The sequence below is a fragment of the Stakelama pacifica genome (genome assembly GCF_004361835.1).
Taxonomy (GTDB): Bacteria; Pseudomonadota; Alphaproteobacteria; order Sphingomonadales; family Sphingomonadaceae; genus Sphingomonas; species Sphingomonas pacifica.
The window spans coordinates 102,970-124,286 of record NZ_SNWD01000005.1; the positions used below are offsets into that span (position 1 = coordinate 102,970).

The window sequence follows — 21,317 nt, forward strand, 5'->3', positions numbered from 1 at the left end:
CCTGCGGTACGAAGCAAACCGCACAAGCATTTATACCGCCCGTCTGACTCACCGTATAATATCAGGCTGCGTTGATGTGGGCCTATCCGCGTATCGCGATCCTCGCCACCCGTCGTCACCCGGGCTAAAGCTGGGGTCGCCGGGGGGCTTGGGGAGAACGGAGCCGCGAACCTGCAGCAGATGCCGGCGTGCGCTGGCATGACGGTGGCGGGATCGGTCGTCATCCATGCAGCTCGGTATAAAACCCTGCACCCAAATTCCATCGGTGCTGAGCCTGTCGAAGCGCCGTCCTTCTACTGCAACCCGAAGGGCAGGTCAGCCGCCCCTCACTCCGCCTCGGGCGCCAGCCACACCATTCGCACCGTGCCGTCGCTGCCGCTTTTGCCCGACACCTCATGCGCGTCGACGCCCGCCTTGGTCAGCGCCTCGACCACCGCCGCGACCCGGTCCTTGTCGCCCGCGACGCCGATCGGCACGTTAAGCCGCTTCGCCGCCCAGACGGCGGTGGCTATCGCCGCTTCGCCCGACGCATCGGGTTTGGGCGCCGCCGGCTCCTCTTCGCCTTCCGCCTTTTGTTGCGGCTTGGCAAAGCTGACGTCGGGCAAGCTGGCAGGGGGCGGAATCAGCTCGACCGACCATCCGGTCGCGGCGTCTGACACGCGCTTTTCCAGCGTGCGATATGCCTCCAGCCCGGTATCGGGCAATGGTTTCGCGGTCACTACCGCGCGCTGATGATCGCGGTCGAGCAGGACATTCCCCTGCGTCACCCCGGCAATCAGCGCCAGTTGCTCGCTCGTCCGCATCGCGACCTTATCGGCGGCGAGCTGGCGCGCATTGGCCTGAGCCGATGCGATCTGTTCGGCCTCGGCCGCCTGCGAGGTGCCGACGCGATATTGCTCCAGCGCGACCTGAACCGGACGGCCGAGCAGCCGTTCGAGCGTGCGCTGCGCATCGCTTTGCGCATCGGGGCGGAATTGCGGGGTCAGCACCGTGGCGCTCACCCGGATCGGTTTGGTGTCGGGGTGGAAATCGATCTGGCTCAGCCGCGCATCGCCGCCGAACTGGCTCATCACCACATTCTGCGCCTGCCGCGATGCGGTCGCTTCCCAGGCGATGTTATAGAGCGAAATGCCCAGCGGAATGGCGAGCGCGATCAGCACCGCGATCCCGACCAGCGTCTGCAACAGCGTATGTTGCGGCGACAGGTCCGACCCGAAGCCATAGAGCCGCGCCATCACCGCAGCGGCAAGCGCGATTGTCATCAGGTTGGTGAAGAAGAGCAGGCTCGATCCGCCGAGCACCGTCCAGTTCAGCGTCGCAAGGCCATAGCCCATTACCGCGAGCGGCGGCATCAACGCGGTCGCGATGGCGACGCCGACGATCGTCCCTTCGCGCCCGCGCACCATGGCATAGGCGCCGGCAAGCGCCGAAAACAGCGCGACCATCAGGTCGAACAGATTGGGCCGGGTGCGCGCGGCAATCTCTTCGGTGACATTTTGCAGCGGCGACAGCATGACCACCGCAGCGGTGAACACGACCGCCAGAATGATCCCGATGGCGAGCGCCACCGCCGATGCCCTGATCTCCGCCGTGTCGAACGTGGCAAGGCCGAAGCCCATGCCGATGATCGGTCCCATCAGCGGCGAAATCAGCATCGCGCCGATCACCACCGCAGGCGAGGAGAGGAGCAGGCCAAGCACCGCGATGCCCGCCGACATCAGCGTCATGAACATGTACCGGCCCGACCAGCCGCTTTCGGCGCGCACCTTGTCGAGCACGCGGACATGATCCACCCCCGCCACGACATGTTCGCGCCACCAGGTAAGGATCGGGTTTGACTGAAGAATTGCGCCGCTGCTCATAAAGCCGGGCTTAAGGGGTTTGCCCGGCCATTTCCAGCCGATAGAAGAAGGCGCAATCAGGCGGAAAAAGAGGCGAATATATGCAGAAGACCAAGGCAGGATCGGCGCTGCGATCGTTCATGTCGAGCGAGGCATCGGGCGGTATCGTCCTGATCCTCGCATCGGCCGCCGCGATGATCGTCGCGAATATTCCCGGCCTGTCGCAGGGATATTTTGATTTTCTGCATTTCGAAACCGGCCCGACCTTCAAACCCGGCCATCCGATGAGCATCCATCTGTGGATCAATGACGGGTTGATGGCGATCTTCTTCTTTCTGGTCGGGCTGGAGATCAAACGCGAATTTGTCGACGGCCGCCTCGCCACCTGGGAACGCCGCCGCCTGCCTGCCGTTGCCGCTGCGGCGGGGATGCTGGTCCCGGCGCTGATCTATCTCGGCCTGACCAGCAGCCGCCCGGAGTTGCAGGCGGGCTGGGCCGTGCCGGCCGCGACCGATATCGCCTTCGCCATCGGCGTGCTGGCGCTGCTGGGGTCACGCGTGCCCGCTTCGATGAAGCTGTTCCTGACCACCGTGGCGATAGTCGATGATATGGGCGCGGTGGCGATCATCGCGCTTGCCTATACCGACCATCTCTCGACCTTCGCGCTGTTCCTCGCGGTGATCGTGCTGGGCGCGATGTATACGCTCAACAAGAGCGGGGTGAAGCGGCTGTCGCCTTATGTCATCCTCTCGGTGCTGCTGTGGTATTTCGTGTTCCTGTCGGGCGTGCACGCGACGATTGCGGGCGTGCTCGCCGCGCTGATGATCCCGATCACCAAATCGCCCGGTGCCCCCGACAGCGAGGAATCGCCGCTGCACAAGCTCGAACATCGCCTTGAATATTGGGTGGCGTTCTTCGTCGTGCCGGTCTTCGGGTTCGCCAATGCGGGCGTTTCGTTCCTGGGGCTTACCCCGGCGATCCTGTTCGACACGCTGCCGCTGGCCATCGCGGCGGGGCTGTTTTTCGGCAAGCAGATCGGCATTCTCGGCATCATGTGGATCGCCGACAAAACCGGCTTTGCCCAGACGCCGGGCGGATCGACCTGGGCGCAGGCCTATGGCGTGTCGCTGCTCGCCGGGATCGGCTTCACGATGAGCCTGTTCATCGGCGGCCTCGCCTTTCCGGGCAACGAGCTGCTGATCGACGAGGTGAAGATCGGCGTGCTGTCGGGCTCGATTCTGTCGGCTATCGTCGGCTTCCTCGTGCTGCGCTTCGCTCCTGCGAAACGGGCCGACTGACCGCAGGGTCGCGCCGGGCCGTCAGAACAGGCCCGGCATATCGCGCTGCACCGGACCGGGATTCGCGGGCGTCAGCAATTCGCGTTTCGGCGCGAGCGTTGCCGCCCGACGCGCGGATGCATCGCCCGAAGCGCTTGCGGCGCGCGCCGTCGCTGTGGGGTTGGGCGAAATCGGCGTGCAGCTTTTGCCTTCCAGAAAATCGAGCGCTGCGCGAGTCGATGCCTCACGCGGGTCGCCCATCGGATAGGACAGATCGTCCTCGGCCGCGCAGGTCGCGCGCATCGTGCTTGCGATGCCGTGATAATATTCGCCCTGATTATCGGCATTGCGCAGCGCGATCGCGATCACCCGCAACCGGTCGTCGCACTCACTCTTGTCGAGCCCGATCTGCCCCACCGGCTTGCCATAGGTATCGCTGCCGATCAGCGCATTGTTCGATCCCAGATAGGGGATGAAAACGTTCATCACCATCTCGCTCGCCGATGCGCTGCCATAGGTGCCGATAAAGGCGATCTTCATCGCCGGAATCGATTCGGGCTGGGGCGCGAAATAGGCGGTTTCGTTCTCCGACGCTTTTTCGGGCCGGAACGACAGATGGTACATCACCTCCGATGACGAGCGCCCCCCGGCCATCAGGTTCGCCATCAGCTCGGCGGTGTTGAGGCTGCCCCCGCCATTATAGCGCAGATCGACGATCACCTTGTCCACGCCCTGGCCTGCAAAACTCGCCATCGCGGCGCGCAGTTCGGGATCGGCGGCGCTGATAAAGGTTCTGAGGTTCAGATAGCCGTATTTCTGTCCGTTCTCGGTCAGGATCTTCGCGCCATAGCGCGACGATACCGGGTCGATATCATATTCGCTCGCCGTGACCGTGACGGTGCGCGTCCCCGTTGCGTCCGCGACCGTGAAGCTGCGCCGGTCCCCCGGATTGACGGTCAGCGCATCGTTCAGCGCACTGCCGTCCGAACCGTACAGGGTGGCGACGCTCTGCATCGTGCCGGATGAATTGCCGATCGCGGTCACCACCGCGCCGCGATCGATCCCGGCGTTCAGAAAAGGAGCATTTTCGAACGATTCTGCGACGATCAGCTGCGTATGTTCGGGATTGATAAAGAACCGCGTGCCGAACCCGGCGGCAGCGCCGGTCGCATTATAGGCGTTCTCTTCCCTGATCGAGGTGAGATAGGTGAAATAGCGGTCCTTACCCTGTGCACGCGCCGTCGCGGTCAGCGCGTTGAGGAAATCCTGCACTGTGCTGTAGCGCGACGGATCGGGCGATGCGGGCAGCGTTTCGGGGAACAGATACCATTCGCGCATCTGCGCCAGCGCCCAGTTCTGCCGTGCGAGCAGCGAGCAGGCCGCCGTGGCCGTGCCGCCGCCGCTGCCACCGCCGGTCGTGCCGCCGCCGCTCACCGGCGGGGTGCGGACCGATCCGCTCGATCCGCCGCCACCGCATCCGCCCAGCATCGCTGCGAGCGCCAATGCACCCACCAGAGTACGCCCGATACCCATATACGCTTCCCCCCGTTTCGCCACAGGCTAATCCACCGGCGGGTAAAGGCAAGCGCCGACAATTGTGTGACACCCGCAAAAAGGGGCGGCGCGGACCATTACCGCACCGCCCCCTTAAAGCGCGTTCCGATCGGAAGCTTACAGCTTCTCGGTCAGCTCCGGCACTGCCGTGTACAGATCAGCAACAAGGCCGATATCCGCGACCTGAAAGATCGGCGCATCCTCGTCCTTGTTGATGGCGATGATGGTTTTCGAATCCTTCATCCCCGCCAGATGCTGGATCGCGCCCGAAATGCCGACCGCGATATAGATTTCCGGCGCGACGATCTTGCCCGTCTGCCCCACCTGATAGTCGTTGGGGACATAGCCCGCATCGACCGCCGCGCGGCTCGCGCCGACGGCTGCACCCAGCTTATCGGCCAGCGGCTCGATAATCTTCGTGAAGTTTTCGGCGTTCTGCAGCGCACGACCACCCGAAACGACGATGCCTGCGCTGGTCAGCTCGGGGCGGTCGCTCGACGCGATATCGGCCTTCACGAAGCGCGAAAGCCCCTTGTCGCCTTCGCCCGAAACCGTTTCGATCTCGGCGGAGCCACCTTCGGCCTCGGCCTTGTCGAACGCGGTGCCGCGCACGGTGATGACCTTTTTCGCATCCGACGTCTTCACCGTCGCGATGGCGTTGCCGGCATAGATCGGGCGGGTGAAGCTGTCTTCGCCCTCGACCGAAAGAATGTCCGAAATCTGCATCACGTCGAGCAGCGCTGCGACGCGCGGCGCGATATTCTTGCCCGTGGTGGTGGCAGGCGCGACGAATGCATCGTGATGGTCCATCAGCGATACGATCAGCGGCGCGACATTTTCGGCGAGCGCATGTTCATACGCCGCGTCATCGGCCAGATGCACCTTCGCAACGCCCGCGATCTTCGCGGCGGCGTCGGCCACTGGCTGACAGCCCGACCCGGCGACCAGCAGATGCACCTCGCCCAGTTTCGAAGCGGCGGTAACGGTCGCAAGCGTCGCGTCCTTCACTGCCTTATTGTCGTGTTCGACCCAAACCAGAGTCTTCATGATATCCTACCTCTAAACCCGTTAGCCCCAAGCTTGTCGAAGGGCCGTGTTTCCTTTTCACCCGTGCGCCCCGGCGGGGCGGTGCTTCGACAAGCGCAGCACGAACGGGTGGCACAGTGGGTTTGGCCTCAGGCCGGAACGCCCATCGCTTTCAGCTTCGCGACCAGCTCATCCACATCGGCGACCTTCACGCCTGCCGTCCGCTTGGGCGGTTCGGACACGTTGGTCACGGTGATGCGCGGGGTGACATCGACGCCGTAATCGGCAACCGTCTTGGTCGCCATCGGCTTTGACTTCGCCTTCATGATGTTGGGAAGCGAGGCATAGCGCGGCTCGTTCAGGCGAAGATCGGTGGTGACGATCGCGGGCAGTTTCAGCTCGTCGGTCTCAAGGCCGCCATCGACCTCGCGCGTGACCGTCGCCTTGCCCTCGCCCAGTTCGACCTTCGATGCGAACGTGCCCTGGCTCCAGCCGAGCAGCGCGGCAAGCATCTGGCCGGTCTGGTTGTTGTCGTCATCGATCGCCTGTTTGCCGAGGATGACCATGTCGGGGCTTTCTTCCTCGACCACCTTGGCGAGCAGCTTGGCAACGCCCAGCGGTTCGACGCGATCGTCCGACGTGATCAGGATCGCCCGGTCGGCGCCCATGGCCAGCGCGGTACGCAGCGTTTCCTGCGCCTTCTGCTCGCCGATGGAAACGACCACGATCTCTTCGACCGGGCCGTTTTCCTTCAGGCGGATCGCCTCTTCCACCGCGATTTCGTCGAAGGGGTTCATCGACATCTTCACATTGGCAAGGTCGATGCCCGATCCGTCCGCTTTCACGCGGGGCTTCACATTGTAATCAAGCACGCGCTTGACCGGCACCAGCACTTTCATTTGCGTCCTTTCCGTGACTTCAGCACTTGAATTAAGTGTTTCGGTTGGGGCTCTACATGGCGGTTTGCGGCCATTTTCGCAAGTCCGGTATGGTGGCTATGGCTTCCGTAGGGGCAACTGCCCGTTCGTGTAATACCAGCCTGCGTTGGTCCCGGCCAATTGTACGAACGTCACCCGCGAGCCCCGAAAGGGCGCGGCAATCCAGAAGCGACACGCGCATCGCTGAATCCCCGCGTCGCTGCGCTCCTCGCGATGACCACCTTGGCAGTCGGCCAGGGGTAATTTGCATAGCGGCCTGCATACCCTGATAACAAAGCGGGGCCCCGGCGTATCCGCCGAAGCCCCGCATTGTTCGCAAAATCGCGTCTTCCGGCCCGAAGTCCCGCCGCGCGTCGCGCGCTGCGGCGGGGTCCGGTTGCCGGAAAAAACGATCAGGCCGCCTGCTTCACTTCGGCAACGATCTTCTGCGCGGCATCGCCCAGATCATTGGCCGACACGATCGGCAGACCGGAGTTTTCGAGGATTTCCTTGCCCTTTTCGACGTTCGTGCCTTCCAGACGCACGACCAGCGGAACCGACAAGTTCACTTCCTTCGCCGCCGCGACGATGCCGTCGGCGATGATGTCGCAGCGCATGATGCCGCCGAAAATATTGACGAGGATGCCCTTCACCGCGGGATCGCTCAGAATGATCTTGAACGCCGCGGTCACCTTTTCCTTGTTCGCGCCGCCGCCGACGTCAAGGAAGTTGGCCGGGAACATGCCGTTCAGCTTGATGATGTCCATCGTAGCCATGGCAAGGCCTGCGCCATTGACCATGCAACCAATGTCACCGTCCAGCTTGATATAGGCGAGATCGTGCTTCGACGCTTCCAGCTCCATCGGGTCTTCTTCGGTTTCGTCGCGCAGTTCCATCAGGTCCTTGTGACGGAACATCGCGTTCGAATCGAAACCGACCTTGGCGTCGAGCACCATCAGCTTGTCGTCTTCGGTAACGGCCAGCGGGTTGATTTCGATCTGGCTGGCATCGGTGCCCTGAAACGCTTCGTACAGCTTTGCAGCAGTCTTCTGCGCCTGCTTGGCAAGGTCGCCGGTCAGGCCGAGTGCCTTGGCTACCGCGCGGCCATGATGCGGCATGAAGCCGGTTGCCGGGTCGATATCCATGGTGTGGATCTTTTCCGGGCTGTTATGCGCGACATCTTCGATGTCCATGCCGCCCTCGGTCGATGCAACCATCGCGACGCGGCCGCTTGCACGATCGACCAGCACGGCAAGGTAGAATTCCTTGGCGATGTCGACGCCGTCGGTGACGTACAGGCGGTTGACCTGCTTGCCCGCATCGCCGGTCTGTACGGTGACCAGCGTATTGCCCAGCATGTCCTTCGCGGCTGCTTCGACTTCGTCGAACGTCTTGGCGAGTCGCACACCGCCCTTGGCGTCGGGGCCGAGCTCCTTGAACTTGCCCTTGCCGCGTCCACCGGCATGGATCTGCGCCTTGACGACATAAAGCGGTCCGGGGAGCTTCTTGGCGGCTTCGACCGCTTCCTCGACGCTCATCGCTGCAAAGCCGGCGGGCACGGGCACGCCGAACTTCGCAAGCAATTCTTTGGCCTGATATTCATGGATATTCATGTGGGCGTGCCTTCCGTTCGAAAGATCGGGAAATTTTGCGTTGCGCTAAAGCATAACGGGCGCTGCGAATCCACCCCTTGCGGCTTCACAAACTTCTTTGTTGCTGCATGTGCGATGCAATATCAATGCGACGGTTGCTCTCGCTAAAGCCTCTGGTCCCGACTATAAGGGGAATATGAGCGTTTCTATGGGCTTCGCGCTGTTTCTCGCCACCGTGCTCGGCATGGAGGGCTTTGCCTATGTCATGCACCGCTGGGTCATGCACGGGCCGGGCTGGTTTCTGCACAAAAGCCATCATCGCCCCCGCACCGGGAACTGGGAACTGAACGACCTGTACGCTGCGATTTTCGCCGTGCCCTCGTTCGTGATGCTGCTCGGCGGGGTGCATCTCGGCTGGTGGCCGGGCTTTGCGTGGATCGGGGCAGGGGTCGCTGCCTATGGCGCGATCTATTTCGGCTTTCACGACATCATCGTGCACCGCCGCGTCGGACATCGTTATGTCCCGCGCTCGCGCTATATGAAGCGGATTATTCAGGCGCATCGCCTCCATCATGCCGTTGAAACGAAGCACGGCACGGTCAGTTTCGGATTTTTATGGGCGCCGAAGCCTGAGGCGCTGAAAGCCGAACTCAACCGGCGCGGCAATGCGGGCGTGCGCGCACCTGCCGGGGATCGCGACCGGCAGGCGGCCTGAGGCGCGGCATGTTCGACTGGCTCGGCCGCACGCTGCTGCTCATCCTTAGCGGGCTCGCGACCTTCGCCGTCCTCCTTTCGCTGCAAAGCGCCTCGCAAGTGGACATGAGCGAGCGGACGGCAAACGCCCCGGTTTCCGCGCCCTCGCCCGATATGCCGGACAGCGTGGAGGGCGACGGGCGTCAACTTAACCGCGAATCGCAACCTTATGGTGACGCCCCGGCACCATCGCGGCCCGGCGAACCCACGCAAATCCGCGCCCCAGCCGGACCCGAGCGCGAAACCGCCAAATGGCTCCGCGCGGCAACTTATGCACTTTTGGCACTTACCGGATTCGTCGCCGCCGGACTTATCGTCCTGCTCAAAATCACTGCGATTTTAAGCAGGATCGCCGACCGCCGCGATTAATCGAAAAGGCTGGAAACCGACGCTTCTTCGGCGATTCGCCGCATCGCTTCGGCCAGCAGCGGAGCGATGGTGAGGTGCCGGATCTTCTGCGCCTTCGAAATAACCTCGTGATTCCCGATCGAATCGGTAATCACCAGTTCCTCCAGCGCCGATTTTTCGACCCGCGCCACCGCGCCGCCCGAAAGTACGCCATGCGTACAATAAGCCACGACGCCCTCGGCTCCCGCCTCTTTCAGCGCAGCCGCTGCGTTGCACAGCGTTCCGGCTGAATCGACGATATCATCGATCAGGATGCAGAATCGTCCCGACACATCGCCGATGATGTTCATCACCTCCGATTCGCCCGGCCGCTCGCGCCGCTTATCGACAATCGCGAGCGGCGCGTTATCGAGCCGCTTGGCAAGCGAGCGCGCACGCACCACGCCGCCGACATCGGGCGACACGACCATCAGATTCTTGTCGGAAAACCGTGCCTTGATGTCTTCGCTCATCACCGGCGCGGCGTAGAGATTGTCGGTCGGGATATCGAAAAATCCCTGAATCTGTCCCGCATGCAGATCGACCGAAAGCACGCGATCGGCACCCGCCGTGGTGATCAGGTTCGCGACCAGCTTGGCCGAAATCGGGGTGCGCGGGCCGGGTTTGCGATCCTGCCGGGCATAGCCGAAATAGGGCAGCACCGCCGTGATCCGCCGCGCCGATGCGCGCCGCAGCGCGTCGATACAGATCAGCAGCTCCATAAGGTTGTCATTGGCGGGATAGGCTGTCGACTGGAGGACGAAAACGTCCTCGCCGCGCACATTTTCCAGAATCTCGACAAAGATTTCCTCGTCCGCGAAGCGCCGGACATTCGCGCTGGTCAGCGGAATCTCCAGATATTTCGCGATCGCATCGCCGAGCGGAAGGTTCGAATTGCCCGCCAGAAGCTTCATTGCGCGCCATTCTCCCTGATTTGTGCGCCTGTACTCGCGCCCTCCTTAGAGAGGGTGTGCGAATACGAAAAGGGGCATTGCCGCTCTCGCCTGCGCTTCCTAACAGGCGATGCATGGTCATTACCCGTTTTGCCCCGAGTCCGACAGGCCGCCTGCATGTCGGCAATCTGCGTACCGCAATCCACAACTGGATGCTCGCGCGCCAGCAAAACGGTCGGTTTCTGCTGCGCATCGACGATACCGATGCCGAACGTTCGCGCGAAGAATATGTCGATTCGATCCGCGAGGATCTCGAATGGCTCGGCATGACCCCCGATGCCGAGGCGCGCCAGTCCGACCGTTTCGATATGTACGAAGCGCGGTTCGAGGCGTTGCGCGCTGCGGAGCGAATCTACCCTGCTTATGAAACGCCGCAGGAACTCGACCTCAAGCGCAAGGTTCTGCTGGGCCGCGGTTTGCCGCCGGTTTACGACCGCGCCGCGCTCGCCCTGACTGACGAAGCGCGCGCGAAGCTGAAGGCCGACGGGCACCGCCCGCACTGGCGCTTCCGCCTCGACCATAGCGCCGCGATCGAATGGGACGACATGGTTCGCGGCCCCCAGCGCTTCGATCCCGAAAAAATCAGCGATCCTGTCATCCGCCGCGCCGATGGATCGTGGCTCTACCTGCTCCCCTCGGTCATCGATGATATCGACCTTGGCATCACCCATGTCGTGCGCGGTGAGGACCATGTCACCAACACCGCAGTTCAGGTGCAGATGTTTGCAGCGATGGGCGCAACACCGCCTCGCTTCGCGCATGAAGCGCTGCTGACCGGCGCGGAGGGCAAATTGTCGAAGCGGCTCGGCTCGCTCGGAATCGCTCATTTTCGCGAGGCGGGGGTCGAGCCGGTCACGCTGATCGCGCTGCTCGCCCGGCTCGGCACCAGCGACCCGGTCGAACCGGTGACATCGCCCGAGCCGCTCATCGAAACCTTGGATTTTTCGCGCTTCGGCCGGGCACCGGCGCGGTTCGATGAGGAAGACCTCACCGCACTTAATGCGCGGATCGTTCACCAGCTTCCCTATGCAGCGGTGGCGGACCGGCTTCCGGCAACGATCGGCGAAGCGGGCTGGGAGGCGATCCGGCCCAATCTGGCGCGAGTCGCCGATGCCGCCGACTGGTGGCGAATCGTAGAAGGACCAGTCGACGCCCCCGATCCCGGCGAGGACGCCGATTATCTGCAACAGGCCGCCGACATCGCAGCGGGCATCGACTGGTCCGACGACCCCTGGCACGCGCTGACGACCCCGCTGAAAGAATCGACCGGCCGCAAGGGCAAGGCGCTGTTTCTCCCGCTTCGGCGAGCGCTGACCGGAATGGACCGCGGGCCCGATATGGCGGCGCTGCTGCCGTTGATCGGCCGCGACCGCGCGATCGAACGTCTCAGCGTTTAAGGAGTCGCGTAGTGTAATATTGTCTCGCCGTCCAAAACAGCGTAATGTTGTAACATAAATGACAGGAGAGGCGGTATGAACGGACAAGGGTATCGCGGAAATAGCGGCATCGATGCGCGCACTGCGGGAATTGCGCTGATCATCACAGCGCTGCCGATCGTGGGACTGGCGCTCACCAATCCCACCTTCCAGCAGCATAGCGAGCAAATCTTTCAGATGTATCCGGTCTCCATTCCGGAAGTGCCGCCGCCCGACCCCGAACCGATCTCGCAGCCGGAAACGCAGCGCAGCGAGAGCGCGCCGACCGATCAGAAAATCGTGGTACCCGACCCGATCGTTCCGACAGCGACCGACTTTCCACCGATCGCAACCACCTTCGATCCTCCGCCGGTTCCGACGCTCGATCCGGCCGGGTCCGGAAGCGGCGGGGAGGCAAAGCCCGCGGCGCTGCCGGAGCCCGTTCTCGCTGCGCCGCGCCCCGATCCGCGCTATCTGGCGCAGTTTCAGCCGGATTATCCGGCATCGGAACGGCGCAACAATCATGAGGGCATTGTCGTCGTCCGCGTGCTGGTCGGCATCAACGGCCGGGTAAAGGCAGTCGAAAAAGTCAGCGCGGCGAGCGACGCTTTTTACCAGGCGACGCGCGAACAGGCGCTTTCCGCCTGGCGTTTCAAACCCGCCACCCGCGACGGCGTGCCCGTCGAGCAATGGTATACCAGCAGGGTACGTTTCGAACTTCATTGACCCGATGCGCGCACAGGGGCTGGTCGTGCGGCCCCGGTGCGCTTATCTTCGCAGCCGTGTTCAGTCTCCTGAAATTTCTCTCCCCGCTTCGGGCCTATCGCGACCTGCGCGGATTTCTGGTCCAGCGGCGGCCGCACGAACTGGTCTTCATGGTCATTGCGGCATTCCTGACGATGATCGTCATTGCCGGCTTCGTCCATGACAGCCGGGTCGAGGTGCCGTATAAAGAGAATATCATCTATGTCGAAAGCTGGCCGCTGAACCGCAGCGACGCCGAGATTCGCGCCCAGCAGAAGATCGATATGGAAAAGCAGCGCGAAGACGCGGAAAAGCTTGAAAAGCTGCGCGCCGAACGCCGCGCGCAATTCCAACGGATCGACAACAGCCTCGACAGTTGGGGCTTTTGAACCACGCCCGCCGGATGGGAGCGGCGCTCGCGCTGTCGTTGCGCGCGCGTGGGCGAACGGCGCCCAATCCCAATGTCGGGTGCGTGATCGTTTCGGATGGACGCGTCGTCGGACGCGGCTGGACTCAGCCCGGCGGGCGTCCCCATGCCGAGGCGATGGCGCTGGCCGAGGCGGGAGAGCGGGCGCGCGCCGCGACCGCGTATGTCACGCTGGAACCCTGCGCGCATGAATCGCCGCGCGGTCCTGCCTGTTCGGACCTGTTGATCGCCGCCGGTGTGGCGCGGGTGGTGGTGGCCCTTCGCGACCCCGATCCGCGCACCGACGGCAAGGGGCTGGCGAGACTCGCTGCGGCGGGGATCGAGACGGTGACCGGCATCGGCGAATCCGCCGCGCGCGGGGCGATGGCGGGGTTCCTCGCGCGGCAGGCGCTCGGCAGGCCGCACGTTACGCTCAAGCTCGCGACGTCGCTCGACGGCTGTATCGCAACGGCGGATGGCGAGAGCCGCTGGATAACCGGGCCGGAGTCGCGCGCGCATGCCCATCTCGAGCGCAGTCGGCATGAGGCCATTCTGGTGGGACGCGGGACGCTGGAGGCAGACCTGCCGAAGCTCGATGTCCGCCTTGCCGGGCTGGAGGATCGATCGCCGCGCCGCATATTGCTGTCATCCCGCGCGCCCGCGCCGGACGGATGGGAGCGCATCGCCGCGCCGCAGGAGGTTGCTGCGCTGCATGGTGTCGACCATATTCTCATCGAAGGCGGTGCCGCGACTGCGTCCGCTTTCCTCGCTGCCGATCTGGTCGACCGCCTGCTTATCTATCGCGCGCCGGTCCTGATCGGCGGCGGCGTATCGGCGCTGGGCGATATCGGGCTGAGTACGCTCGGCGATGTGCATGGGCGCTGGGCCTTGTCGGACCGGCGGCAGCTTGGCACCGACCTTCTTGAAATCTATCAGCGCGTCAGGAGTTGAGGACATGTTCACCGGGATCATTACCGATATCGGCCGAATCGAAAGCGTCGATCAGACCGGAGACCTCCGCGTCCGGATCGCTACCCGGTACGAGACGACCGGCATCGATCTCGGCGCGTCGATCGCCTGTTCGGGGGTGTGCCTGACCGTGGTGGACAAGGGGCCGGGCTGGTTCGCGGTCGATGTGTCGGGCGAAACCGTGTCGCGCAGCGCCAAAGGCATGTGGCATGCCGGGCGGCGGCTGAACCTCGAACGCGCACTGAAACTCGGCGACGAGCTGGGCGGGCATATCGTAACGGGCCATGTCGACGGCGTCGGCGAAATCGTCGAGCTTCGCGAAGAGGGTGGATCGATGCGTGTGACGATCGCCGCAGGAGCGGAGGTCGCGCCCTATATCGCCGCCAAGGGGTCGATTACCGTCGATGGCATCTCATTGACCGTAAACAGCGTCGAGGATGTCGAGAGCGGCGTTCGCTTCGGCCTCAACATTATCCCGCACACGGCAGAGGTCACGACCTTTGCTTCGCTGGAAGTCGGGCAGGCGGTCAATCTGGAGATCGACGTCCTTGCCCGCTATCTCAAACGCATGCAGCAGCTCAGCATCACATCGTGATGTGATGAATTGCTTTGGCGACGCGCTTTCGATGTGATAGAGACGCCGCCATGAGCATTTCCCTGATCGATCGTGTTCGCGACCTGGTCGCGTCGGGCGAGACCAGCAAGGCAGGGCTTGCCCGCGCCGCCGGTCTCCACGCCAATTCGCTGCGCCGGCTGGAAGAGGCCGACTGGAACCCCACGGCGGAGACGCTGCGCAAGCTGGAACGGTTTCTGGCGCGCGGCGACAACAGCGCGGTGATCGCGAGCACCGAGGAGATTGTGAACGAGGCGCGCAACGGCCGCATGTTCATTCTTGTCGATGACGAAGATCGCGAGAATGAGGGCGATCTGGTCATCCCGGCGCAGATGGCGACGCCCGATGCGATCAACTTCATGGCGCGCTATGGTCGCGGGCTGATCTGTCTGTCGCTCACCAAGGCACGCGTCGACGAACTCGGCCTCGACCTGATGAGTCGCAAGAACGGCACACGGCACGAAACCGCCTTCACCACCTCGATCGAGGCGCGCGACGGCGTCACCACCGGCATTTCCGCTGCCGACCGGGCGCGTACGGTTGCGGTGGCGATCGATTCGTCCAAGGGGGCGGAGCATATCGTCACCCCCGGCCATGTCTTCCCATTGGTCGCGCGCGAAGGCGGCGTGCTGGTGCGAGCGGGCCATACCGAGGCGGCGGTCGATGTATCGCGGCTCGCCGGGCTCAATCCTTCGGGCGTGATCTGCGAGATCATGAAGGATGACGGGACGATGGCGCGGCTCGACGATCTGATCGAATTCGCCGAAGTTCATGGGCTGAAGATCGGGACGATCCGCGACCTGATCGAATATCGCCGCCGCCACGACCATCTGGTCGAGCGCCGCTCCGAAGCCGTGTTCACCAGCGACTGGGGCGGCGAGTGGCAGGCAGTGAGCTTCTGGAACAAGGCCGCCTGCACGGAACAGGTCGCGCTGGTCAAAGGCCGGATCGACCCCGACAAGCCGACTCTGGTGCGCATGCACGCGCTGTCGCCCTTTGCCGATCTGTTCGGCGAGACGGGAGATCGCGGCGGGCTGCTCCGCCGGTCGATGGAAATCATCGGCGAAGCGGGGGCGGGCGTCGTCGTGGTCATCAACAAGCCGCGCGCCGATGCCTTCACCACCGCGATTCAGGCTAAGTCGGGCGAGCGTCCGGCGTCGGATATGGAGGAACTGCGCGACTATGGCGTCGGCGCGATGATCCTCAACGAACTGGGCGTCGAGGAAATGGAATTGCTGACCAACAGCCATCACACGCTGGTCGGGCTGGACGGCTATGGCCTGTCGGTCGTCGGCGAGCGTCCCATCGATCTGGAGAAATAATATGGCCAAGTTTCTGATTGTCGAAGCGCGCTTCTACGACCATCTCAACGATCAGCTGATCGCCGGTGCCCGCGCGGCGATCGAGGCGGTGGGGCATGGGCATGAGACGATCACCGTCCCCGGTGCGCTGGAAATCCCCGGCGCGGTCGCACTTGCCGCCGAGACGGGCCGCTATGACGGGTTCGTCGCGATCGGCGTGGTAATTCGCGGCGAAACCTATCATTTCGAGATTGTCGCGGGCGAAAGTGCGCGCGGGTTGATGGCGCTGTCGATGGACGGTCTCGCCATCGGCAACGGCATCCTGACGGTCGAGAATGAGGCACAGGCGCAGGTGCGCGCAGACCCCGCGCAAAAGGACAAGGGCGGCGAAGCGGCCAAGGCAGCGCTTGCCATGTTCGATCTGAAGACCCGCTGGGGATGATGATCCCGGTCCTGACCACGAAGCGGCTCATCCTTCGGTTGCCCGAAGCGGCCGATCTCGACGGCTGGGCGGCATTCTCCGCCGATCCCGAGACGATGGCCTATCTGGGCGGGGTGCAGTCGCGCGCCGAAAGCTGGCGGGCGCTGTGCACGATGCGCGGCGCGTGGGACATTCGCGGCTTCGCAATGTTTTCGGTCATTGAGCGCGATACCGGCCGCTGGGTCGGCCGAATCGGCCCCTGGCAGCCCGAAGGCTGGCCCGGTCGCGAGGTCGGCTGGGGCGTGGCGCGCGAATTTGCCGGGCGCGGCTATGCCCATGAAGCGGCGAGCGCGGCGATGGACTATGCGTTCGACGTGCTCGGCTGGGACCATGTGATCCACACGATCGATCCGGACAATACGCGCTCGGCCACGCTTGCCCGGCGGCTCGGGTCGCGCATGGGCGAGCGCGTGACGCTGCCGCCGCCGCTTTCGGATCATGTCGTCGATGCATGGGGGCAAAGCGCGGACGAATGGCGCGCGCGTCGCGAGGCGTGACGGGTAGCGCGGCGATACGGAACAGGGCACTATCGCCCGTGTGAAACGGACCCTGTTCTTTCTCGGCGGCTGGGCGTCGCTTGGGCTCGGTACGCTCGGCATCTTTCTGCCGCTGCTTCCCACGGTACCGTTCGTGATTCTCGCCGCCTTCTGCTTCGCGCGAAGCAGCCCGGCACTGGAACGTCGACTGGTCGAACATCCCCGCTTCGGCCCGCATATTCTCGCCTGGCGCGAGGCGGGCGCGATCTCTCGCAGGGGGAAATGGGCGGCGACGGCTGCCTTTGCGGTCAGTATCGCCGCCGCCCTGTTCTGGCTTCACTGGCCGTGGATGCTCTTCCCGATCGCCGCGATGTGCATCAGCGGCACCTGGATCTGGACCCGGCCCGAACGCTGAACCTTATTCCGCCGCTTCGTGCTTCAATGCGGGATAGTCGGTATAGCCTTCCGGCCCCTGCGTATACCAGGTCGCCATATCGTCCTTGTTGAGCACCGCGCCGATGCGCAGCCGTTCGGGCAGGTCGGGATTGGCAAGGAACGGGCGACCGAATGCAATGGCGTCGGCGAGCCCCGAATCGAGCGCCTCCTGCGCACGGCTGGCGTCATAATCCTGATTGAGCACCAACGGCCCTTCGAATACCGGCCGGATCGCCGGTGACACGCGCGGCTGATCGGTGCTCCCGAACGTGCCGTCCGGCCCCGGTTCGCGAAGCTCGAGAAACGCGATTCCGCGATCCGAAAGCTGCTTCGCGGCAGGCACGAAAACGCTTTCGGGGTTCGAATCAATCGTCCCTTGCGTTTCGCCATTGGGCGACAGGCGAACCGAAACGCGGCCTGCGCCCCATTCGCCGATCAGCCGGTCGGTGGCTTCCAGCAGGAGGCGCGCGCGATTTTCCGGGCTGCCGCCATATTCGTCCTCGCGCTTATTGACGCCGTCGCGCAGGAATTCGTCGATCAGATAGCCGTTGGCAGCGTGCAGTTGCACCCCGTCGAACCCGGCGGCCTTCGCATTGCGCGCGGCAGCCGAATAATCGTCGAGCACCCGCGCGATATCGTCCTTTGTCGCCGCGCGTGCCTCGCCATAATCCTGCTTGCCCGAATAGGTGTGGGCATAATGCGGGGCGGTGCCGATACTCGGCGCGAGCGGCGCTGCCCCGCCCAGAAAATCGGGATGGACGAGCCGCCCCATATGCCAGAGCTGGACGATGATCCGGCCGCCCGCGCGATGCACTGCGTCAGTTATCGGCTTCCACGCGTCGACCTGCTCGTCGGTCCAAAGCCCGGGCGCGTACGGCCAGCCAAGCCCTTCGCGGCTTATGCCGGTCGCTTCGGAAATGATCAGCCCCGCCGAAGCTCGCTGCGCATAATATTCGGCCATGATGGGGGTGGGGACATGATCGCGGGTGCCGCGCGCACGGGTCAGCGGCGCCATCAGCACGCGGTTGGGGGCATGAATATCGCCCAGGGCGATGGACTCGAAAAGACTTGGCATATTGTTCTCTCACCTGTTTCGGTATGCAGCGCAGATAGGCGCTGCGGCCCGGCGCTGCATGGGGCGGGCGAGACAGGAAAAACTTTATGCCCTGCAATCAGTGGTGGTTATGCGGGCCGAACAGGCGCAAATTCTTGCACGCGGCGACAGGGGCATTAGATCGGACCGGGAAGGAGAGGCGCAATGGCCGCGAAAATTGCCGAGGATGCGACGCTGGACGAAATTCGGGCCGGGCTTGCCGCCGAATTGCCGATGAACGCTGCGTTCGACGGCTGGAACGATACCGCGCTGATCACTGCCGCACGCGGGGCAGGGGTCGATCCCGATGTTGCGAAGCTTGCCTTTCCCGGCGGCGCGGTCGATATGATCGACGGCTGGTTCGCGCATATCGATGCTGAGATGGCGCGCGCCCTTCCGCCGGAAAAACTGGCGCAGATGAAGATTCGCGAACGGATCACTGCGCTGGTCGAACAGCGGCTGGCGACGCTTGCGGGAGACCGGGAGGCATTGCGCCGGGCGCTCGCGATTCTTGCCATGCCGCAAAACCTTGCCCGCGCGACAAAGCTCGGCTGGCGCTCGGCGGATCGCATGTGGCGGCTCGCGGGCGATATGGCGACCGATTATAACCATTATACCAAGCGTGCGATGCTCGCGGGGATCTACGGCGCGACCATTACCGTGTTCCTGGACGATGAATCGGAGCAATGGGCGGACACCCGCGCCTTTCTCGCCCGGCGAATCGACGGAATCATGCGTTTCGAAAAAGCGAAGGCCAAATTCACGAACCGCACGCGCGGCGACCATCGGATCAGCCTGTCGCGCTTCGTCAGCCGGTTGCGCTATCCGGCGGTCTGATCGCGAGCGCGATGCAGCAGAATGTGCGAGGGCAATGCCGATAAAGCCCTAGGAATTGGCGTTGCTTATTGCTATTTACTTGCAATATGAACGCAACCGCAGCCTTGTCCGTACCCCGCCCCCTCGCAGAGATGCCGCGCCGCAAAAGCGGCCGGGTCGCGGCGGTGGACTGGGACAGGCTTGCAGTTCCGGAGGCGCGCCGGCTTCGCGAACTGGGGCTTGATGAAGGGGTGCAGGTCGAATTGCTGCACCAGTCGGCATTCGGTCGCGGGCCGATTGCCTGCCGGATCGGACGGATGACCGTCGCGCTGCGCCGCCATGTCGCGCGCGTCATTCATGTGACGCCGGACGCCGCCTGAGCGGCTGCGGGACAAGGGCGCAACCATATATGAATCAGGCACCGTTAGTTGCATTGGTCGGCAATCCCAATGCCGGAAAGAGCGCGCTGTTCAACGCACTGACCGGCGCGCGGCAAAAAGTCGGCAATTATCCGGGCGTGACGGTCGAGCGCCATTCGGGGCGGTTCGCACTGGACGACGGGCGGCCGGTCGAGCTGGTCGATCTGCCTGGCGCCTATAGCCTCGACCCCTCCAGCCCCGATGAGCGGGTGACGCGCGATGTCGTTACCGGCACGCAGGCGGGCGAACGCCTGCCCGATGCGCTGGTGATCGTGGTCGACGCTGCCAATCTCGACAATCATCTGCGCTTCACGCTTCAGCTCGTCTCGCTGGGCCTGCCGGTAGTCGTCGCGCTCAACATGGTCGATCTGGCGAAGCGCGACGGGCTGGAACTCGATGCCGAGATTTTGTCGCAAGAGCTTGGCGTGCCTGTCGTGCCGACGGTCGCGGTTCGCCGCCGGGGGCTCGATGACCTGAAACACCGGCTGACCGCGCTGCTTCAGGCGGGACCGGTGGTCCGGCCGGGCGACGGCGTGGTCGAAGATATCGTCACGCTGCAACGCCGTGCCCGCGCAATTTCGGAAAAGGCGACGATTTCGGAAACCGCCGTGCGGCGCTGGACGCACCGGCTGGACGCGGTTGCGCTGCATCCGGTGTTCGGGACGATCCTGTTGCTGGGGCTGTTGTTCGTGATGTTTCAGGCGGTGTTCGCCTGGTCCGAAGCGCCGATCGAATGGATCGAAAGCGGTATGTCGGCGCTCGGCAATGTCGTCGGCGGTGCACTGCCCGACGGGTTTTTCCGATCGCTGATCGTCGACGGGCTGATTGCAGGCGTGGGCGCGGTGGTCGTCTTCCTGCCGCAAATCCTGATCCTGTTCCTGTTCATCCTGATCCTCGAAGCATCGGGCTATATGGTCCGCGCGGCGTTCCTGATGGACCGGCTGATGGCGTCCGCAGGGCTGTCGGGGCGAGCATTCATTCCGCTGCTCTCCTCCTTCGCCTGTGCGGTGCCCGGCATCATGGCGACGCGCACCATCGACGATGAGCGCGACCGGCTGACCACCATTCTGATCGCGCCGCTGATGACCTGTTCGGCGCGGCTGCCCGTCTATACGATCCTGATCGGCGCCTTCATTCCCACCCGGCAGGTATTGCCGGGAATAGGGCTGCAAGGGCTGGTTCTCTTTGCGCTCTATATTTTCGGGATCGTCGGCGCCTTTGTCGCTGCCCTGGTGCTGCGGCGGACCGTCACCAAAGGTTCGTCGTCGGGCTTCATGATGGAGATGCCCAAATATCAATGGCCGAATGTCAGCGACGTGCTGCTCGGCCTTTGGCAGCGCGCGGTTATCTTTCTCAAACGCGCGGGCACAACCATCGCGCTGACCACCGTGGTGCTTTGGGCATTGCTCAGCTTTCCCAAGCCGCCGACGGGATCGGACGTATCGCCGGTCGATTATTCGATTGCGGGGCGGATCGGGCATCAGATCGAGAAGGTCGTCGCGCCGATCGGCTTCAACCGCGATATCTCGCTCGCTTTGCTGCCCACCATGGCAGCACGTGAAGTCGCGGTGGCGGCGATTGCGACCATCTATTCGATCGACAATCCCGATCAGGACAGCGGCGAACATCGGCTGGTCGATCAGCTCCGTTCGCGATGGTCGCTGCCGACCGCGCTTGCCTATCTGATGTGGTTCGTTTTCGCCCCGCAATGCATTTCCACGATCGCCATCACCCGGCGCGAGACAAATGGTTGGCGATGGCCCGCCTTCATGGTTGGCTATTTGTTCGTGCTGGCCTACATCGCGGCAGGGGCGACCTACTGGGTCGCCAGAGCAATCGGATTATAGGG

At 63.7% G+C, this 21,317-nt stretch carries 22 protein-coding genes; 15 read left to right on the forward strand and 7 right to left on the reverse strand.

Translation table 11 applies throughout. The features are described from left to right. Window positions 1-326: 326 nt before the first annotated feature. Complete coding sequence (locus tag EV664_RS09445) at window positions 327-1,862, reverse strand: DUF389 domain-containing protein (protein ID WP_133495452.1); 1,536 nt, start codon at window positions 1,860-1,862, stop codon at window positions 327-329. Between the two features lie 80 nt (window positions 1,863-1,942). On the opposite strand from EV664_RS09445, the gene nhaA reads away from it, so the two are divergent. Next, window positions 1,943-3,139, forward strand: a complete 1,197-nt coding sequence (gene nhaA, locus EV664_RS09450; RefSeq protein ID WP_133495453.1) for a Na+/H+ antiporter NhaA — start codon at window positions 1,943-1,945, stop codon at window positions 3,137-3,139. A 21-nt stretch (window positions 3,140-3,160) separates the two neighbouring features. On the opposite strand, the gene EV664_RS09455 is transcribed toward nhaA, so the two are convergent. From EV664_RS09455 to sucC, 4 genes are all read right to left on the reverse strand, one after another. Continuing rightward, a complete protein-coding gene (locus EV664_RS09455; RefSeq protein ID WP_133495454.1) occupies window positions 3,161-4,651 on the reverse strand; it encodes a S41 family peptidase in 1,491 nt (496 codons plus the stop codon). A gap of 138 nt (window positions 4,652-4,789) precedes the next feature. Beyond that, window positions 4,790-5,719: an electron transfer flavoprotein subunit alpha/FixB family protein gene (locus tag EV664_RS09460; RefSeq protein WP_133495455.1), complete on the reverse strand. Its 930-nt coding sequence runs from the start codon at window positions 5,717-5,719 to the stop codon at window positions 4,790-4,792. Window positions 5,720-5,847: 128 nt separating this feature from the next. Then, window positions 5,848-6,597, reverse strand: coding sequence for an electron transfer flavoprotein subunit beta/FixA family protein (locus tag EV664_RS09465; RefSeq protein WP_133495456.1), 750 nt, complete (start codon window positions 6,595-6,597; stop codon window positions 5,848-5,850). Window positions 6,598-7,028: 431 nt separating this feature from the next. After that, a complete protein-coding gene (sucC, locus tag EV664_RS09470) occupies window positions 7,029-8,228 on the reverse strand; it encodes an ADP-forming succinate--CoA ligase subunit beta (RefSeq protein WP_133495457.1) in 1,200 nt (399 codons plus the stop codon). Between the two features lie 175 nt (window positions 8,229-8,403). Here sucC and EV664_RS09475 point away from each other — a divergent pair, with 175 nt between their 5' ends. Next, on the forward strand, window positions 8,404-8,922 hold the full coding sequence (locus EV664_RS09475) for a sterol desaturase family protein (RefSeq protein ID WP_133495458.1): 519 nt from the start codon (window positions 8,404-8,406) through the stop codon (window positions 8,920-8,922). An 8-nt stretch (window positions 8,923-8,930) separates the two neighbouring features. After that, window positions 8,931-9,329: a hypothetical protein gene (locus EV664_RS09480; RefSeq protein ID WP_133495459.1), complete on the forward strand. Its 399-nt coding sequence runs from the start codon at window positions 8,931-8,933 to the stop codon at window positions 9,327-9,329. Here EV664_RS09480 and EV664_RS09485 read toward each other — a convergent pair. After that, window positions 9,326-10,261, reverse strand: coding sequence for a ribose-phosphate pyrophosphokinase (locus tag EV664_RS09485; protein WP_133495460.1), 936 nt, complete (start codon window positions 10,259-10,261; stop codon window positions 9,326-9,328). The two genes, EV664_RS09480 and EV664_RS09485, sit on opposite strands and share 4 nt — an antisense overlap. A 113-nt stretch (window positions 10,262-10,374) precedes the next feature. On the opposite strand from EV664_RS09485, the gene gltX reads away from it, so the two are divergent. From gltX to EV664_RS09530, 9 genes are all read left to right on the forward strand, one after another. Then, on the forward strand, window positions 10,375-11,697 hold the full coding sequence (gene gltX / locus EV664_RS09490; protein ID WP_133495461.1) for a glutamate--tRNA ligase: 1,323 nt from the start codon (window positions 10,375-10,377) through the stop codon (window positions 11,695-11,697). A 75-nt stretch (window positions 11,698-11,772) separates the two neighbouring features. Next, the gene (locus EV664_RS09495) at window positions 11,773-12,441 is read left to right on the forward strand and encodes an energy transducer TonB (protein ID WP_229668195.1); all 669 of its coding nucleotides are present in this window, start codon (window positions 11,773-11,775) and stop codon (window positions 12,439-12,441) included. A gap of 56 nt (window positions 12,442-12,497) precedes the next feature. Next, entirely contained in the window at window positions 12,498-12,848 is a 351-nt protein-coding gene (locus EV664_RS09500; RefSeq protein WP_133495462.1) for a hypothetical protein, read from the forward strand. Window positions 12,849-12,862: 14 nt separating this feature from the next. Further along, window positions 12,863-13,816, forward strand: a complete 954-nt coding sequence (gene ribD, locus EV664_RS09505) for a bifunctional diaminohydroxyphosphoribosylaminopyrimidine deaminase/5-amino-6-(5-phosphoribosylamino)uracil reductase RibD (protein ID WP_133495579.1) — start codon at window positions 12,863-12,865, stop codon at window positions 13,814-13,816. A gap of 4 nt (window positions 13,817-13,820) precedes the next feature. Next, entirely contained in the window at window positions 13,821-14,429 is a 609-nt protein-coding gene (locus EV664_RS09510) for a riboflavin synthase (protein ID WP_133495463.1), read from the forward strand. 50 nt (window positions 14,430-14,479) lie between these two features. After that, window positions 14,480-15,769: a 3,4-dihydroxy-2-butanone-4-phosphate synthase gene (gene ribB / locus EV664_RS09515; RefSeq protein ID WP_133495464.1), complete on the forward strand. Its 1,290-nt coding sequence runs from the start codon at window positions 14,480-14,482 to the stop codon at window positions 15,767-15,769. Window position 15,770: 1 nt separating this feature from the next. Further along, window positions 15,771-16,190: a 6,7-dimethyl-8-ribityllumazine synthase gene (gene ribH / locus EV664_RS09520; protein ID WP_133495465.1), complete on the forward strand. Its 420-nt coding sequence runs from the start codon at window positions 15,771-15,773 to the stop codon at window positions 16,188-16,190. Beyond that, complete coding sequence (locus EV664_RS09525; RefSeq protein ID WP_133495466.1) at window positions 16,187-16,726, forward strand: GNAT family N-acetyltransferase; 540 nt, start codon at window positions 16,187-16,189, stop codon at window positions 16,724-16,726. Before ribH ends, EV664_RS09525 begins: the two co-directional genes overlap by 4 nt. Window positions 16,727-16,766: 40 nt before the next feature. Next, on the forward strand, window positions 16,767-17,120 hold the full coding sequence (locus tag EV664_RS09530; RefSeq protein ID WP_133495467.1) for a YbaN family protein: 354 nt from the start codon (window positions 16,767-16,769) through the stop codon (window positions 17,118-17,120). A 3-nt stretch (window positions 17,121-17,123) separates the two neighbouring features. On the opposite strand, the gene EV664_RS09535 is transcribed toward EV664_RS09530, so the two are convergent. After that, the gene (locus EV664_RS09535) at window positions 17,124-18,215 is read right to left on the reverse strand and encodes an alkene reductase (RefSeq protein ID WP_133495468.1); all 1,092 of its coding nucleotides are present in this window, start codon (window positions 18,213-18,215) and stop codon (window positions 17,124-17,126) included. 252 nt (window positions 18,216-18,467) lie between these two features. Here EV664_RS09535 and EV664_RS09540 point away from each other — a divergent pair, with 252 nt between their 5' ends. The 3 genes from EV664_RS09540 to feoB all read left to right on the forward strand — a co-directional run bounded on the left by EV664_RS09540 (window position 18,468) and on the right by feoB (window position 21,315). Next, window positions 18,468-19,070, forward strand: coding sequence for a COQ9 family protein (locus tag EV664_RS09540; RefSeq protein WP_425326420.1), 603 nt, complete (start codon window positions 18,468-18,470; stop codon window positions 19,068-19,070). A 131-nt stretch (window positions 19,071-19,201) separates the two neighbouring features. Then, the gene (locus EV664_RS09545; RefSeq protein ID WP_229668194.1) at window positions 19,202-19,429 is read left to right on the forward strand and encodes a FeoA family protein; all 228 of its coding nucleotides are present in this window, start codon (window positions 19,202-19,204) and stop codon (window positions 19,427-19,429) included. Window positions 19,430-19,458: 29 nt separating this feature from the next. After that, entirely contained in the window at window positions 19,459-21,315 is a 1,857-nt protein-coding gene (gene feoB, locus EV664_RS09550) for a ferrous iron transporter B (RefSeq protein ID WP_133495471.1), read from the forward strand. Window positions 21,316-21,317 lie beyond the last annotated feature (2 nt).

What these genes read in the sequence shown, in the direction of transcription:
- EV664_RS09445 (WP_133495452.1), bottom strand. Translation starts at nt 1,862, where the DNA reads ATGAGCAGCGGCGCAATTCTTCAGTCAAACCCGATCCTTACCTGGTGG.
- nhaA (WP_133495453.1), top strand. Translation starts at nt 1,943, where the DNA reads ATGCAGAAGACCAAGGCAGGATCGGCGCTGCGATCGTTCATGTCGAGC.
- EV664_RS09455 (WP_133495454.1), bottom strand. Translation starts at nt 4,651, where the DNA reads ATGGGTATCGGGCGTACTCTGGTGGGTGCATTGGCGCTCGCAGCGATG.
- EV664_RS09460 (WP_133495455.1), bottom strand. Translation starts at nt 5,719, where the DNA reads ATGAAGACTCTGGTTTGGGTCGAACACGACAATAAGGCAGTGAAGGAC.
- EV664_RS09465 (WP_133495456.1), bottom strand. Translation starts at nt 6,597, where the DNA reads ATGAAAGTGCTGGTGCCGGTCAAGCGCGTGCTTGATTACAATGTGAAG.
- sucC (WP_133495457.1), bottom strand. Translation starts at nt 8,228, where the DNA reads ATGAATATCCATGAATATCAGGCCAAAGAATTGCTTGCGAAGTTCGGC.
- EV664_RS09475 (WP_133495458.1), top strand. Translation starts at nt 8,404, where the DNA reads ATGAGCGTTTCTATGGGCTTCGCGCTGTTTCTCGCCACCGTGCTCGGC.
- EV664_RS09480 (WP_133495459.1), top strand. Translation starts at nt 8,931, where the DNA reads ATGTTCGACTGGCTCGGCCGCACGCTGCTGCTCATCCTTAGCGGGCTC.
- EV664_RS09485 (WP_133495460.1), bottom strand. Translation starts at nt 10,261, where the DNA reads ATGAAGCTTCTGGCGGGCAATTCGAACCTTCCGCTCGGCGATGCGATC.
- gltX (WP_133495461.1), top strand. Translation starts at nt 10,375, where the DNA reads ATGGTCATTACCCGTTTTGCCCCGAGTCCGACAGGCCGCCTGCATGTC.
- EV664_RS09495 (WP_229668195.1), top strand. Translation starts at nt 11,773, where the DNA reads ATGAACGGACAAGGGTATCGCGGAAATAGCGGCATCGATGCGCGCACT.
- ribD (WP_133495579.1), top strand. Translation starts at nt 12,863, where the DNA reads ATGGGAGCGGCGCTCGCGCTGTCGTTGCGCGCGCGTGGGCGAACGGCG.
- EV664_RS09510 (WP_133495463.1), top strand. Translation starts at nt 13,821, where the DNA reads ATGTTCACCGGGATCATTACCGATATCGGCCGAATCGAAAGCGTCGAT.
- ribB (WP_133495464.1), top strand. Translation starts at nt 14,480, where the DNA reads ATGAGCATTTCCCTGATCGATCGTGTTCGCGACCTGGTCGCGTCGGGC.
- ribH (WP_133495465.1), top strand. Translation starts at nt 15,771, where the DNA reads ATGGCCAAGTTTCTGATTGTCGAAGCGCGCTTCTACGACCATCTCAAC.
- EV664_RS09525 (WP_133495466.1), top strand. Translation starts at nt 16,187, where the DNA reads ATGATGATCCCGGTCCTGACCACGAAGCGGCTCATCCTTCGGTTGCCC.
- EV664_RS09535 (WP_133495468.1), bottom strand. Translation starts at nt 18,215, where the DNA reads ATGCCAAGTCTTTTCGAGTCCATCGCCCTGGGCGATATTCATGCCCCC.
- EV664_RS09540 (WP_425326420.1), top strand. Translation starts at nt 18,468, where the DNA reads ATGAACGCTGCGTTCGACGGCTGGAACGATACCGCGCTGATCACTGCC.
- EV664_RS09545 (WP_229668194.1), top strand. Translation starts at nt 19,202, where the DNA reads ATGCCGCGCCGCAAAAGCGGCCGGGTCGCGGCGGTGGACTGGGACAGG.
- feoB (WP_133495471.1), top strand. Translation starts at nt 19,459, where the DNA reads ATGAATCAGGCACCGTTAGTTGCATTGGTCGGCAATCCCAATGCCGGA.